Source organism: Cellulomonas xiejunii (genome assembly GCF_024508315.1).
In the GTDB taxonomy this organism is placed as follows: domain Bacteria; phylum Actinomycetota; class Actinomycetes; order Actinomycetales; family Cellulomonadaceae; genus Cellulomonas; species Cellulomonas xiejunii.
The window spans coordinates 1,814,915-1,827,918 of sequence record NZ_CP101987.1; the positions used below are offsets into that span (position 1 = coordinate 1,814,915).

General features: G+C 73.5%; 15 protein-coding genes. 9 read left to right on the forward strand and 6 right to left on the reverse strand.

The window, feature by feature from the left end; all coding sequences use genetic code 11:
* Nucleotides 1-35 precede the first annotated feature (35 nt).
* Together NP048_RS08290 and NP048_RS08295 are read right to left on the reverse strand one after the other, a co-directional pair.
* Entirely contained in the window at nt 36-809 is a 774-nt protein-coding gene (locus NP048_RS08290) for an ABC transporter permease (protein WP_227578525.1), read from the reverse strand.
* On the reverse strand, nt 806-1,741 hold the full coding sequence (locus NP048_RS08295) for an ABC transporter ATP-binding protein (protein WP_227578526.1): 936 nt from the start codon (nt 1,739-1,741) through the stop codon (nt 806-808). Before NP048_RS08295 ends, NP048_RS08290 begins: the two co-directional genes overlap by 4 nt.
* 134 nt (nt 1,742-1,875) lie before the next feature.
* On the opposite strand from NP048_RS08295, the gene NP048_RS08300 reads away from it, so the two are divergent.
* From NP048_RS08300 to NP048_RS08340, 9 genes are all read left to right on the forward strand, one after another.
* Complete coding sequence (locus tag NP048_RS08300; RefSeq protein WP_227578527.1) at nt 1,876-2,523, forward strand: hypothetical protein; 648 nt, start codon at nt 1,876-1,878, stop codon at nt 2,521-2,523.
* Nucleotides 2,524-2,682: 159 nt separating this feature from the next.
* Nucleotides 2,683-3,504 carry a helix-turn-helix transcriptional regulator gene (locus NP048_RS08305; RefSeq protein ID WP_227578528.1) on the forward strand — a complete coding sequence of 274 codons (822 nt, stop codon included), beginning with the start codon at nt 2,683-2,685 and terminating at the stop codon, nt 3,502-3,504.
* Entirely contained in the window at nt 3,501-4,958 is a 1,458-nt protein-coding gene (sufB, locus tag NP048_RS08310) for a Fe-S cluster assembly protein SufB (protein WP_227578529.1), read from the forward strand. Before NP048_RS08305 ends, sufB begins: the two co-directional genes overlap by 4 nt.
* A complete protein-coding gene (gene sufD, locus NP048_RS08315) occupies nt 4,958-6,268 on the forward strand; it encodes a Fe-S cluster assembly protein SufD (protein ID WP_227578530.1) in 1,311 nt (436 codons plus the stop codon). The genes sufB and sufD overlap by 1 nt, the downstream gene beginning before the upstream one ends.
* Complete coding sequence (locus tag NP048_RS08320) at nt 6,265-6,597, forward strand: non-heme iron oxygenase ferredoxin subunit (protein ID WP_227578531.1); 333 nt, start codon at nt 6,265-6,267, stop codon at nt 6,595-6,597. Before sufD ends, NP048_RS08320 begins: the two co-directional genes overlap by 4 nt.
* A 16-nt stretch (nt 6,598-6,613) precedes the next feature.
* Entirely contained in the window at nt 6,614-7,378 is a 765-nt protein-coding gene (gene sufC, locus NP048_RS08325) for a Fe-S cluster assembly ATPase SufC (RefSeq protein WP_227578532.1), read from the forward strand.
* A 123-nt stretch (nt 7,379-7,501) separates the two neighbouring features.
* Complete coding sequence (locus NP048_RS08330; RefSeq protein ID WP_227578533.1) at nt 7,502-8,851, forward strand: SufS family cysteine desulfurase; 1,350 nt, start codon at nt 7,502-7,504, stop codon at nt 8,849-8,851.
* On the forward strand, nt 8,848-9,363 hold the full coding sequence (gene sufU, locus NP048_RS08335; protein ID WP_227578534.1) for a Fe-S cluster assembly sulfur transfer protein SufU: 516 nt from the start codon (nt 8,848-8,850) through the stop codon (nt 9,361-9,363). The genes NP048_RS08330 and sufU overlap by 4 nt, the downstream gene beginning before the upstream one ends.
* Nucleotides 9,360-9,701 carry a metal-sulfur cluster assembly factor gene (locus NP048_RS08340; RefSeq protein WP_227578535.1) on the forward strand — a complete coding sequence of 114 codons (342 nt, stop codon included), beginning with the start codon at nt 9,360-9,362 and terminating at the stop codon, nt 9,699-9,701. Before sufU ends, NP048_RS08340 begins: the two co-directional genes overlap by 4 nt.
* A 252-nt stretch (nt 9,702-9,953) precedes the next feature.
* Here NP048_RS08340 and ypfJ read toward each other — a convergent pair whose 3' ends face one another.
* From ypfJ to NP048_RS08365, 4 genes are all read right to left on the reverse strand, one after another.
* On the reverse strand, nt 9,954-10,829 hold the full coding sequence (gene ypfJ / locus NP048_RS08350) for a KPN_02809 family neutral zinc metallopeptidase (RefSeq protein WP_227578536.1): 876 nt from the start codon (nt 10,827-10,829) through the stop codon (nt 9,954-9,956).
* A gap of 89 nt (nt 10,830-10,918) precedes the next feature.
* Nucleotides 10,919-11,569, reverse strand: coding sequence for an energy-coupling factor transporter transmembrane component T family protein (locus NP048_RS08355; protein ID WP_227578537.1), 651 nt, complete (start codon nt 11,567-11,569; stop codon nt 10,919-10,921).
* Nucleotides 11,566-12,324, reverse strand: a complete 759-nt coding sequence (locus NP048_RS08360) for an energy-coupling factor ABC transporter ATP-binding protein (RefSeq protein ID WP_227578538.1) — start codon at nt 12,322-12,324, stop codon at nt 11,566-11,568. Before NP048_RS08360 ends, NP048_RS08355 begins: the two co-directional genes overlap by 4 nt.
* Nucleotides 12,325-12,331: 7 nt before the next feature.
* Nucleotides 12,332-12,982: a biotin transporter BioY gene (locus NP048_RS08365; RefSeq protein WP_227578539.1), complete on the reverse strand. Its 651-nt coding sequence runs from the start codon at nt 12,980-12,982 to the stop codon at nt 12,332-12,334.
* Nucleotides 12,983-13,004: the final 22 nt, after the last annotated feature.

Sequence of the window (13,004 nt, forward strand, 5' to 3'; positions counted from 1 at the left end):
CATCACAGCGGCGGCGCCGGGGGCCTGGCCGGCTGTCAGTGCCAGCGGAACAGCCGAGCGGCGAGAGCGCCCAGGCCGGCCGTCCAGCCGACGAGCACGAGCACCGGGAGCAGCGGCAGCGTGCCGTCGAGGAGAGCGCCGCGCATCACGTCCCCGAGCGCGCCCGACGGGAGCCACGCGGCCAGCGTCGCGAAGGGGCCGGGGAGCCGGTCGGCAGGCAGGATCACGCCGCCGCCGAGTGCGAGCACGAGCAGCAGGAGGTTCGCCAGGGCCAGGACGGCCTCGGCGCGCAGGGTGCCCGCCACGAGCAGGGCCAGGGCGGTGAAGGCGGCGGTGCCCAGCACCAGACCCACCAGCGCGAGCACGGCGCCGACGGGGTCAGGCCGCCAGCCGAGAACCAGCGCGGCGGCCGCGATGAGCACGACCTGCACGGCCTCGACCGCGAGGACCCCCAGCACCTTGCCCGCGAGCAGCCCGCCGCGTCCCAGCGGCGTCGTCGCCAGCAGGCGCAGCACGCCGTTGCGCCGGTCGAACGCCGTGGCGATGGCCTGGGACGTGAAGGACGCGGTCATCACGGCGAGGGCGAGGACGCCCGGTGCCAGCAGGTCGATGCGCGCGTCGCCGCCGGTCTCGATCTCGATGAACGGGGCCCGGACGAGCCCGACGAGCGCGAGCACGGGGATGACCACGGCCACCAGCACCTGCTCGCCGTTGCGCAGGATCATGCGTGCCTCGAACGCGGCCTGCGCCAAGACGCGGCGTGCGGCGGGTGCCGCCGCGGGCGTGGCGCCGTCGGTGGTCGTCGTCATCGCAGGCTCCGGCCGGTCAGGTCGAGGAAGACGTCCTCGAGCGTGCGTCGCCCCAGGTCGAGCCGCACCACGAGCACCCCGCGCTCGGCGAGCCACGCGGTCGTGGTCGCCACGGTGCCCGGGGCGACCGGGCCGGTCACGACCAGCGACGTCCCGGACCGACGCTCCACCGCGAACCCATCGCCGAGCCGCTCGCCCAGCCCTGTGGGATCGACCTCGCTCGCGGTGTGCACGACGAGCGTCGCGTCGCCGCGCGGGTCGGCGCCGCCCGCCAGCAGCTCGGGCACGCTGCCCCGGGCGATCACCGTGCCGTGGTCGACGACGACGACGTGGTCCGCGACGTCCTGCGCCTCCTCCATCAGGTGGGTCGTGAGGATGACGGCCGCACCCTCGTCGCGCAGCTCCCGGACGAGCTCCCACACCGCGAGCCGGGACTGCGGGTCCATCCCTGCGCTCGGCTCGTCGAGGAACACGACGCGGGGCCGTCCGACCACGGCGACCGCCAGCGCGAGCCGCTGGCGCTGACCGCCGGACAGCCGTCGCACCGTGGTGCGCGCGAAGGCACCGAGTCCCAGGCGTTCGGCCAGCGCGTCCGTGTCGAGCGGGCGGGCGTACATGCGCGCCACGTGGTCGAGCATCTCGCGCGCCCGCACACCGGTCGGAAGGCCGCCGTCCTGCAGCATCACCCCGACGGCAGGGCGCAGCGCGGGGGCGTCGGCGACCGGGTCGAGACCCAGGACGCGCACCGTGCCGGCGTCGGGCGCACGCAGACCCTCGCAGCACTCGACCGTCGTCGTCTTGCCGGCCCCGTTGGGGCCGAGCACGGCCGTGACGCGGCCGGCCTGTGCGCAGAGGTCGAGGCCGTCGACCACAGCGCGCCCGTCGTAGGTCTTGACGAGGCCGCGGACCTCGACGGCAGGGGAGTGCGGCACAGGGCGGGAGTCTAGGCGCTCGCGGGCGGCGGGGTCGTGCGCGGTCGGTGTCCTGGTGGTGGACAGCCCGCACGGGGCAGGCCAGGGGCGCTCTAGCCTTCGCGACCAGGGGGGCGTATCCGGATCGTCCTCGTATGCCCGAGCCAGGCCGGGGAGGCCCCGTGGTCACGTACCGCATCGACACGACGACCCTGCGCGAGGTCCCGCAGGACGTCACCGCGACGTGGGAGCACGTGGAGCGTCTCGAGCGCCTGGGGACGCAGGGTGACGGCGAGCGCGTGGTGTGGCTGCGGATCCTGGGGGCACTCGTGTCGGCCGAGCGGCTCGCGTGGTCCGACGTCGTGCGCCACGGTGGCCCGGCGTCGTTGGCCGAGGTGCCGCGCCCGGGCGACCAGGACGTCCCGGCGGGTGCCTGGCGCCCGCTGCTGCGGCTGGCCCAGGTGCTGCACTGGCGGAGTCGGCACGACGACGCGGACGTCGTCGTGGAGGCGGTCCGCCGCGCGGCCCAGTCCGTCGCGGCCCGTCCCGATGTCGACGACGACACGTGGCGGGACTGCTCCGCGGTCCTGGCGTTCGCCGACCAGGGTCAGGGCAAGGTGCGCTACGACGCGGGGCGCTACGTCGAGGCCGTCCACCTGTTCACGTCTGCCCTCGAGCGCCGCTCGCGCGACGGTGCACCGGCGGACCAGGTCGAGTCGAGCCGGATCGCGCTCGCGGCGGCAAGCAGCCGGGTCGCGAGCGGCAGCGTCGTGCACAGCTCGTGGGAGTCCGCGCAGGTGTGAGGTGCAGCACCTTCGTGCCGGGCAAGGGGCTTTCGAAGGTATGCCTTGCTTGCGGGGATGGATTTCGGCAACAAGGATGTTGCCGATATCGAGCGCTGTCCTGCGTTCGTCCCGTGCGGAGCCGTCCCAGCCCCGTGCCACGGCTCCCGGGAGGTGCGCATGACCGGTCCCACGCCCGTCGTCGACCGCACCCCGGACCCCGTGCTCGACCACGAGGCGTCGACCCGACGTCGCATCCTGCAGATCGTCGCCGCCGACGGCCCCGTCAGCGCTGCCGACCTCGCCGGTGCTCTCGACCTCGCGGCGGCCGGGGTGCGCAGGCACCTGCAGGCGCTCGAGGACGCCGACCAGGTGACCGTGCACCGCGGTCGCGAGGCGTCGCGTGGCCGCGGCCGGCCCGCACGTCGCTACGTCGTCACCGGTGAGGGCCAGGCGGTGCTGTCGCACCGCTACGCGGAGATCGCCGCCGACGCGCTGACGTTCCTGGCGCGGACGGCCGGACCGCAGGCCGTCGAGCAGTTCGCCGAGCACCGGGTGCGCGAGCTCGAGGAGCGTCACACGGCCGCGGTCGACGCCGCCGGCGCCGACGTCACCGCGCGCGCCGAGGCGCTCGCGCAGGCGCTCGCAGCGGACGGGTACGCCGCGTCCGCGCGGCCCGTGCCGGGGACGTCCGTCGTCCAGCTGTGCCAGGGACACTGCCCCGTGCAGGACGTGGCGGCGCAGTTCCCCGCGCTCTGCGAGGCCGAGACGCGCGCGTTCGGGCGCCTCCTCGGCGTGCACGTGCAGCGGCTCTCGACCCTGACGACCGGTGGCCACGTGTGCACCACGAGCATCCCCACCGTCCCGATGCGGACGGCGGACCCCCGCGCCGCCGGACCTCCCGACGACCCCGCCCCGGGCACGACGGCGGACCCCGCCGGCCCCCCACCGACCTCGAACCCACCCGCCCCCGTGCACTCGACGGAAGGACCGACACGATGAGCGCACCCACGGACGACACGGCCACCCGGCCGACGGCCGCAGAGCCGTTGAGCCAGGACGAGGCCATCGCCTCGATCGGCAACTACACCTTCGGCTGGCACGACCCCGACGTCGCAGGCTCCGTCGCGCGCCGCGGCCTGTCCGAGGACGTCGTGCGCGACATCTCGCGACTCAAGAACGAGCCCGAGTGGATGCTCAAGACGCGTCTGAAGTCGCTGCGCCTGTTCGACAAGAAGCCCATGCCCTGGTGGGGTGCGGACCTGTCAGGCATCGACTTCGACAACATCAAGTACTTCGTGCGCTCGACGGAGAAGCAGGCCACCAGCTGGGAGGACCTGCCCGAGGACATCAAGAACACGTACGACCGCCTCGGCATCCCGGAGGCGGAGAAGCAGCGCCTCGTCGCCGGTGTCGCCGCGCAGTACGAGTCCGAGGTGGTGTACCACCAGATCCAGGAGTCGCTCGAGGAGCAGGGCGTCATCTTCCTCGACACCGACACCGCGTTGCGTGAGCACCCCGAGATCTTCGAGCAGTACTTCGGCTCGGTCATCCCGCCCGGCGACAACAAGTTCGCGGCGCTCAACACCGCCGTGTGGTCGGGCGGCTCGTTCGTCTACGTCCCGCCGGGCGTGCACGTCGAGATCCCCCTGCAGGCCTACTTCCGGATCAACACCGAGAACATGGGCCAGTTCGAGCGGACGCTGATCATCGCCGACGAGGGCTCGTACGTGCACTACGTCGAGGGCTGCACCGCGCCGATCTACCAGTCGGACTCGCTGCACTCCGCGGTCGTGGAGATCATCGTCAAGAAGAACGCCCGCGTGCGGTACACGACGATCCAGAACTGGTCGAACAACGTCTACAACCTCGTCACCAAGCGGGCGACCGCGGCCGAGGGCGCGACGATGGAGTGGGTCGACGGCAACATCGGCTCCAAGGTCACGATGAAGTACCCCGCGATCTACCTCATGGGGGAGCACGCGCGCGGCGAGACGCTCTCGATCGCGTTCGCGGGCGAGGGCCAGCACCAGGACGCGGGCTCGAAGATGGTGCACGCCGCACCGCACACGTCGTCGTCGATCGTCTCGAAGTCCGTGGCGCGCGGCGGCGGGCGGACGTCCTACCGCGGGCTCGTGCAGATCCTCGAGGGGGCCGAGCACTCGGCGTCCAACGTGCTGTGCGACGCGCTGCTCGTCGACCAGATCTCCCGCTCGGACACCTACCCGTACGTCGACGTCCGCGAGGACGACGTGTCGATGGGCCACGAGGCCACGGTGTCCCGCGTGAGCGAGGACCAGCTGTTCTACCTCATGTCCCGAGGCATGACCGAGACCGAGGCCATGGCCATGATCGTGCGCGGGTTCGTCGAGCCCATCGCGCGCGAGCTGCCCATGGAGTACGCGCTCGAGCTCAACCGCCTCATCGAGCTCCAGATGGAAGGGGCCGTCGGCTGATGACGACCACCACGAACGAGACGGCACCCACCGCGGGCCTCTCGACCGACCACTCCCGCGCGGTCGCCGACGGCGCGCACACGCACGGCGGGCTCGTGCCCGAGTCGTCGCGCGCGTCGCGTCCCACGAGCTTCGACGTCGCCGACTTCCCCGTGCCCACCGGGCGCGAGGAGGAGTGGCGCTTCGCTCCCGTCGACCGGTTCGCCGGCCTCTTCGCGGCGGCGACCGACGGAGTCCTGGCCGGACGTGGCGTCCTGACGACCGTCGTCGAGTCGCCCGAGGTCCGCGTCGAGATCGTCGACCGCGACGACGTGCGCCTCGGCACCGCCGGCAAGCCCGGCGACCGTGCCGCGGCGACTGCGTGGGCGTCGTTCGACCGTGCGACGGTCGTGACGCTGCCGCGCGAGTCGGTGTCCTCCAAGGTGACGTCGATCGTCGTCGAGGGTGTCGAGGGTGCCGGCCTCGCCGACGCACCCCTCGAGCCGACCGCCACGCACCTGCTCGTCCACGCCGAGCCGCTGTCGCAGGGCGTCGTCGTGCTCGACCACGTCGGGCACGCGAACCTCACCGAGACGGTCGAGATCGTCGCGGAGGACGGTGCTCACCTGACCGTCGTGTCGGTGCAGGACTGGGCCCCCGGCTCGGTGCACGCCGCGAGCCACCGGGTGCGGATCGGTCGTGACGCGTCGGTCAAGCACATCGTCGTCACGCTCGGCGGCGACGTCGTGCGCATCACGCCCGACACCGAGTTCGTCGGCGAGGGCGCGTCCGTCACCGCCCTCGGCCTGTACTTCGCGGACGCGGGCCAGCACCAGGAGCACCGCCTGTTCGTCGACCACGCGGTCCCGAACTGCGTGTCCCGCGTGACGTACAAGGGTGCGCTGCAGGGCGTCGGCGCGCACACGGTGTGGGTCGGCGACGTGCTGATCCGCGCGGCCGCCGAGGGCACGGACACCTACGAGCTCAACCGCAACCTCGTCCTCACGGACGGCGCGCGCGCGGACTCGGTGCCGAACCTGGAGATCGAGACGGGCCTCATCGAGGGCGCCGGCCACGCCAGCGCCACCGGCCGGTTCGACGACGAGCAGCTCTTCTACCTGCGCTCGCGCGGCATCCCCGAGACCGACGCGCGTCGCCTCGTGGTCCGCGGCTTCTTCGCCGAGCTCATCCAGGAGATCGGCGTCCCCGAGGTCGAGGAGCGGCTCACCGCCGCCATCGACGCGGAGCTCGAGAAGTCCATGACGGCGATCCTGGGCACCGAGCCGCACGTCGAGGGCTCGCAGGCCGCGCTGTCCACGGAGCGTGCATGAGCGCCCAGCTGGCCTGCTACACCGCGGACGTGCCCGTCGCCGGCGCGCTGCGCGTCGAGCTCGAGAGCGAGACGGGACCCGTCGAGGTCGCCGTCGTCCGTGACGAGTCCGGCGACTGGCACGCGATCAGCGACATCTGCTCGCACGGTGCCGTCTCCCTGTCCGACGGCGAGGTCGAGGGCTGCACGGTGGAGTGCTGGCTGCACGGGTCGAGGTTCGACCTGCGCTCCGGCAAGCCGCTGTCCCCGCCCGCGATCAAGCCCGTCCCCGTCTACCCCGTGACCGTCGACGGCGAGCGTGTGCTCGTCGACGTCGACGCGCCGCTCTGAACCCGAGGAGTACCCGATGTCCACCCTGGAGATCCGCGACCTGCACGTCAGCGTCGAGACGAAGGAGGGCCCCAAGCCCATCCTGCGCGGCGTCGACCTCACCGTGAGCAGCGGTGAGACCCACGCCATCATGGGCCCCAACGGGTCCGGCAAGTCCACGCTCGCGTACTCGCTGGCGGGGCACCCCAAGTACCAGATCACCTCGGGCAGCGTCCTGCTCGACGGTGAGGACGTCCTCGCGATGAGCGTCGACGAGCGTGCCCGCGCCGGCATGTTCCTTGCCATGCAGTACCCCGTCGAGGTCCCCGGCGTGTCCGTGTCGAACTTCCTGCGGACCGCCAAGACCGCGATCGACGGCGAGGCGCCGCCGCTGCGCTCGTGGGTCAAGGACATGCGCGCCGCCATGGACGCCCTGCGGATGGACTCCACGTTCGCGGAGCGTTCGGTGAACGAGGGCTTCTCCGGTGGCGAGAAGAAGCGGCACGAGATCCTCCAGATGGAGCTCCTGAAGCCGCGCTTCGCGATCCTCGACGAGACCGACTCCGGCCTGGACGTCGACGCGCTGCGCGTCGTGTCCGAGGGCGTCAACCGCGTCAAGGCCGGCGGCGACGTCGGCGTGCTGCTGATCACGCACTACACGCGGATCCTGCGCTACATCCAGCCCGACTTCGTCCACGTCTTCGTCGACGGCCGGATCGCCGAGGAGGGCGGCCCGGAGCTGGCCGAGCGCCTCGAGTCCGAGGGCTACGACCGCTTCCTGCCCACCGGCAGCGCGGTCTGACACCGTCGCGACGGCCGCCGGGGACCCCCGGCGGCCGCCGCACCCGTCGTCCCTGGGCGACCGTCGCCACTGCGTGGGACCACCGCGCACCGTCGGCCGCCTTCCGTCCGCCCGGAGGACCTGATGACCAGCACCCTCGAGCCCCTGCGGCCCGCTCCTGGTGACGACACGACCCTGTCGGCCACGGAGCTCGCAGCCGTCCGCGCCGACTTTCCGCTGCTCGAGCGCACGCTGCGCGACGGGCGGCCGCTCGTGTACCTCGACAGCGGTGCGACGTCGCAGAAGCCCGAGGTCGTCCTCGACGCCGAGCAGGACTTCTACGTGCGTCGCAACGCGGCCGTGCACCGTGGCGCGCACCAGCTCGCCGAGGAGGCCACCGAGGCGTTCGAGGACGCGCGTTCGCGGGTCGCCGGATTCGTCGGCGTCTCACCGGGCGAGCTCGTGTGGACGTCGAACGCGACGGCCGCGATCAACCTCGTGGCGTACGCGATGTCGAACGCGTCGCTGGGCCGCGGGGGAGAGGCGGCGCGCCGGTTCGCGCTCGCGCCCGGCGACGAGATCGTCGTCACCGAGGCCGAGCACCACGCCAACCTCGTCCCGTGGCAGGAGCTGGCGGCCCGCACGGGTGCGACGCTGCGCTGGCTCGGCGTCGACGACGACGGGCGCATCCGCACCGAGGAGCTCGCGACGGTCGTCACCGACCGGACCCGCGTCCTCGCGTTCACGCACGCGTCGAACGTCACCGGGGCGATCACGCCCGTCGAGGCCTTCGTCTCGCGCGCCCGCGAGGTCGGTGCGCTCACCGTGCTGGACGCCTGCCAGTCCGTGCCGCACCTGCCGGTGGACCTGCGCGCGCTCGGCGTGGACCTTGCGGCGTTCTCGGGGCACAAGATGTACGGGCCGACCGGGGTGGGCGCGCTGTACGGGCGCCGTGAGCTGCTCGAGGCGATGCCCCCGGTGACCACCGGCGGATCGATGGTCGAGGTCGTCACCATGGAGTCGACGACGTACGCACCGCCGCCCCAGCGGTTCGAGGCGGGCACGCAGATGGTGTCGCAGGCCGTCGCGCTCGGCGCGGCCGCGCAGTACCTCTCGGAGCTCGGCATGGCGGGCGTCTCCGCGCACGAGCGCCACCTCGCCGGTCTGCTGCTGGACGCCGTCGCGTCCGTGCCCGGGGTCCGGGTCGTCGGGCCGACCGAGAACGTCGACCGGCTCGCAGCCGTGTCGTTCGTCGTCGACGGGGTCCACGCGCACGACGTCGGCCAGGTGCTCGACGACGCCGGCATCGCGGTGCGCGTCGGCCACCACTGCGCGCAGCCCCTGCACCGGCGGTTCGGCGTCGCGGCCACGGCGCGCGCGTCGGCCGGTGTCTACACGACGGACGACGACGTCGCCGCGTTCCGGGAAGCACTCGCGGGGGTCCGCGCGTTCTTCGGTCTGGACGACGCGACGACGGACGGGAGGCCCGCATGAGCTCGGCCATGGAGCAGCTGTACCAGCAGGTCATCCTCGACCACGCGAAGTTCCCGCACGGCCGCGGCCTGCCCGAGGGCGCGACCGTCGTCGGCGTCGCGACCGCCGACCACGGCACGTGCGCGGCCACGTCGCACCAGGTGAACCCCACCTGCGGTGACGAGGTGACGCTGCACGTCGACGTCGACACGAGCGGCGCGGTGCCGGTCCTGCGCGAGGTCACGTGGGACGGGCAGGGTTGCTCGATCTCGCAGGCGTCGGTCTCGGTGCTGCACGACCTGGTGACCGGCCAGGACCTGCCCACGGTCGACCGGCTCGCCGCCACCTTCCGCGAGCTGATGCAGTCCCGCGGCGCCGGCGTGTCCGACGACGCGGAGGAGCTGCTCGGTGACGCGGTCGCGTTCGCGGGAGTCTCGCGCTACGCCGCCCGCGTCAAGTGCGCCCAGCTCGGCTGGGTCGCCCTGAACGACGCCCTCATCCTGTCCGGAGCCCGTACGACGGAGGACGCATGACCACCGAACCGATCACCACCCCCGCCGGCCCGCCGACGGCCGCCGACGTCGAGGAGGCGATGCGTGACGTCATCGACCCCGAGCTCGGCATCAACGTCGTCGACCTCGGCCTCGTCTACGGCGTCGTCGTCGACCAGACCAGCACCGCGGTCATCGACATGACGCTCACGTCGGCGGCGTGCCCGCTCACGGACGTCATCGAGGACCAGACGGGCCAGGCGCTCGAGGGCCTCGTCGACGGGTTCCGCATCAACTGGGTGTGGATGCCGCCGTGGGGCCCGGAGAAGATCACGCCCGACGGGCGCGAGCAGATGCGGGCGCTGGGGTTCAACATCTGACGACGATCCCGGTCGAGTCAGGAGCAGCGCAGCCACCTCGCGCCGACGCGTTCACGCCGAACCGGGCCTACGGGACGGGCAAGCTCGCGAACGTCCTCGTCACGCGAGGGCTGCACGAGCGCGACCACGCCCACGGGCTGACGTCCGGGCGTTCCATCCGGGCGCCGTGGCGACGAACTTCGCGTCGTCTGCCCGCCTGACGTCGCCCAGGGCCGGTGCGACTGGATTGCCCTCTCGCGGCGGGGTGGTGGGTCAGAGGTCAGTGGCGGCGAAGGTGTCGCACGCGGCCAGCGAGCCCTGCTCGTAGCCGATCGTGAACCACTTCTGGCGCTGCTCGCTCGACCCGTGCGTCCACGTGTCGGGGTCCACGCCGCCGCCCGACTGCTGCTGGATGTGGTCGTCGCCGACGGCCGCCGCCGCGTCGAGGGCCTGGGCGAGCTCCTCGGCGGTGGGGGGATCGAGGAACGTCACGCCGGGCCGGTCCGGGTCCTCGCGCGTCGCGGCGTCGCCGGCCCACATGCCCGCGTAGCAGTCGGCCTGCAGCTCGACGCGCACGGAGTCCGACTCGGCGCCACCACCGCTGCGGTCGGCGGAGTCGAACACGCCCGTGAGGTTCTGGATGTGGTGGCCGTACTCGTGGGCGTAGATGTACATCTCCGCGAGCGGTCCGCCCTGGGCGCCGTACTGCTGCTGCAGCACCTGGAAGAACGAGGTGTCGAGGTAGATGCCCTGGTCGGGCGGGCAGTAGAACGGGCCCGTGGACGACGAGGCCTGGCCGCAGCCGGTGGCGATGCCACCCTCGAACGCGTCCCCGGAGGGCGGGTCGAACGCCGTCCCGGCCGGGACGGTCGCGGCCCAGAACGCGTCGAGCGACTGCATCGTGGCGGAGAAGCGGCACAGAGGGTCGGAGTTCGCCTGCTCGACCGTGCACTCGGCGACCTCCTCGCCCGGCTGGCTGCCGCCACCCTGGCCGCCGGTGTCGAGGACGCCGGAGAGGTCCTGGCCGGTGAACAGGAAGATCGCCAGCGCGATGATCCCGATCAACCCACCGCCGCCGGCGGCCGCGGCACCGCGCCCGTGCCGGCGGACGCGGCCACCCTCGAAGCTGCCACCCTCGCTGAAAGTCACGGGCTCACGGTAGTGGGAAGCTCCGCAGGCCGCGCGGGCTGGACGATCGACCGACTCGCACGCGACAGCAGCGGCACAGGCGCCGGGCGTCAGTCGGCAAGGCCGCGTGCGGCCAGCGCATCACCCGTCGTCCGCGCGTGGCCCACCATGCGCACGGCGGCGGGGACGACGACCGCACGCGGGTCGCGGTCGAGCCCACGGGCGCGCGCGGCGTCGCGCGACTCGCCGACGACCTGCACGAGCACGGGCACCGTCCGCAGGAAGAGGCCCACCGTGAGGGCCACGGTCTCCGGAGCCAGTCCCACGTGCCGCAGGGGCCGGGCCGCGCGTGTCACGACGGCCAGGAGGTCGTCGGCGCGGGTGGTCGCCGTCACGAGGGCCCCCGCCAGGACGAGCGTCAGCAGGTCGAGCGCGACCTCGGCCCCGAGCGCGGGCCCGCGCACCCACGTCTGGTAGGCAGCGAGCAACACCGCGGTCACGAGCACCGGCAGAAGGCCCCGCGTCGTGCGGTGCCACGGCACGCGCGCGAGCGCCGTGACGAGGACGACGACGCCGAGGCCGGCTGCCGCCACGCTCGGGCCGGCGGGCAGGACGACCGCGACGCCCGTCAGCGCGAGCAGCAGCAGCTTCGCGGTGGCAGGCAGGCGGTGGACGACGCTGTCGCCGGGGTGGTGGAGCCCCAGCGGTCCGGCCCACGGCGGGCGCAGCGGCCGTCCGCGCGTCAGCGCGTCGGGCGTCACGGCGTCACCGGGGCTCGACGGGCATGCTCGGCGCCGTGCGGGGATGGTGCGGCGCCCATGAGGGCGCGGTAGTGCGCGAGCGCGGGACCCGGCTCGTCGTCCGCGACGACGCGGCCGTCGTCGACGACGATCACCCGCTCGGCGCGCGCGGCCGCCTCGAGGTCGTGCGTCACCACGACGACCTGCTGGGGGAGCGACGCGAGCAGCGTGTCCACGTGCGTGCGCCACCGCAGGTCGAGCAGCGTGGTCGGCTCGTCGCAGACCAGGACCGCCGGCTCCGTGGCGAGCACCGCGGCCAGCGCGAGGAGCTGGCGCTGACCCCCGGACAGTGCGTGCACCGACACGTGCGCCCGGTCCGCCAGGCCGTACCGGGCCAGTGCCTCGAGAGCCCGGGCCTCGCGCTCGCGGGCGTCCGGGACCGTGCGCCGCAGGGACAGGGCGACGTCCTCGACCGGTGTCGGCATGACGATCTGCGCGTCGGGGTCGGTGAACACGAACCCGACGCGGCGCCGGACGGCGGGCCCGTCGGACGCCGTGTCGAGCCCGTCGACCCGCACGCGCCCCGCCGAGGGCAGGACCAGACCGTTGAGCAGGCGGGCGAGCGTCGACTTGCCCGACCCGTTGGCACCGACGACGGCGACGTGCCGCTCGGTCAGCCGCAGCGAGACCGGGCCCAGCAGGCGCACGACGCGGTCGGGGCCGCCCGCCGGGTCCGGGGACCAGGCGGTGACCTCGGCGGCGTCGAGCTCGATCACCGGTGCCTCAGCGCCTGCCACGTCGTAGGTCGGGGAACGCCCGCACGACGGCCAGCGTCACGCCTGCCGCGAGGAGGTTCTTCACGACGTCACCGGGCCAGTAGACGAGGTCGATCGCGAGCGCCTCGCGGGCCGTGACCCCGAGGCGTGCCATGAGCCCGAGGATGCCGGACGGGTGCGTCACGAGGAACGACGAGCCCAGCCCGGCGGCGACGAGCAGCGGGTACCGCCACGCCGGTCGCGCCCGCAGCGCGAGCCCGCCGAGCCACCCGGCGGCCGCTGCGGCGGCCGGGAACGCGAGCAGGTAGCCGACTGACGGCTTGCCCAGCACACCGAGCCCACCGGTCATCTCGGCGAACACGGGGACCCCCGCCAGGCCGACCACCAGGTAGAGCGCGACCGCGAGGAAGCCCCGCCGGGCACCCAGCACGAGCCCTGCGACGACGACGCCGAACGTCTGCAGCGTGATCGGCACGGGCGTGCCCGTGGGGATCGCCGGGACCAGCGCGCACGCGGCGACGAACGCCGCGAACGTGGCGACGAGCGCGACGTCGGTGCCCGTCCGGCGCGTGGCCGGGGGCTCGGGCAGGAGACCCGGGACCGCCGTGGGCGCTTCCGGCGCGGCCGTGGTCCTGTCGTCCGGGGAACTGAGGGGCATGCCGTGGCTCCTGCCGGGTGAG

Coding starts and splice junctions, on each gene's coding strand:
- NP048_RS08305 (WP_227578528.1), top strand. CDS start 2,683: ATGACCGGTCCCACGCCCGTCGTCGACCGCACCCCGGACCCCGTGCTC.
- NP048_RS08300 (WP_227578527.1), top strand. CDS start 1,876: ATGCCCGAGCCAGGCCGGGGAGGCCCCGTGGTCACGTACCGCATCGAC.
- NP048_RS08365 (WP_227578539.1), bottom strand. CDS start 12,982: ATGCCCCTCAGTTCCCCGGACGACAGGACCACGGCCGCGCCGGAAGCG.
- sufD (WP_227578530.1), top strand. CDS start 4,958: ATGACGACCACCACGAACGAGACGGCACCCACCGCGGGCCTCTCGACC.
- sufB (WP_227578529.1), top strand. CDS start 3,501: ATGAGCGCACCCACGGACGACACGGCCACCCGGCCGACGGCCGCAGAG.
- sufU (WP_227578534.1), top strand. CDS start 8,848: ATGAGCTCGGCCATGGAGCAGCTGTACCAGCAGGTCATCCTCGACCAC.
- NP048_RS08330 (WP_227578533.1), top strand. CDS start 7,502: ATGACCAGCACCCTCGAGCCCCTGCGGCCCGCTCCTGGTGACGACACG.
- NP048_RS08320 (WP_227578531.1), top strand. CDS start 6,265: ATGAGCGCCCAGCTGGCCTGCTACACCGCGGACGTGCCCGTCGCCGGC.
- NP048_RS08290 (WP_227578525.1), bottom strand. CDS start 809: ATGACGACGACCACCGACGGCGCCACGCCCGCGGCGGCACCCGCCGCA.
- NP048_RS08340 (WP_227578535.1), top strand. CDS start 9,360: ATGACCACCGAACCGATCACCACCCCCGCCGGCCCGCCGACGGCCGCC.
- sufC (WP_227578532.1), top strand. CDS start 6,614: ATGTCCACCCTGGAGATCCGCGACCTGCACGTCAGCGTCGAGACGAAG.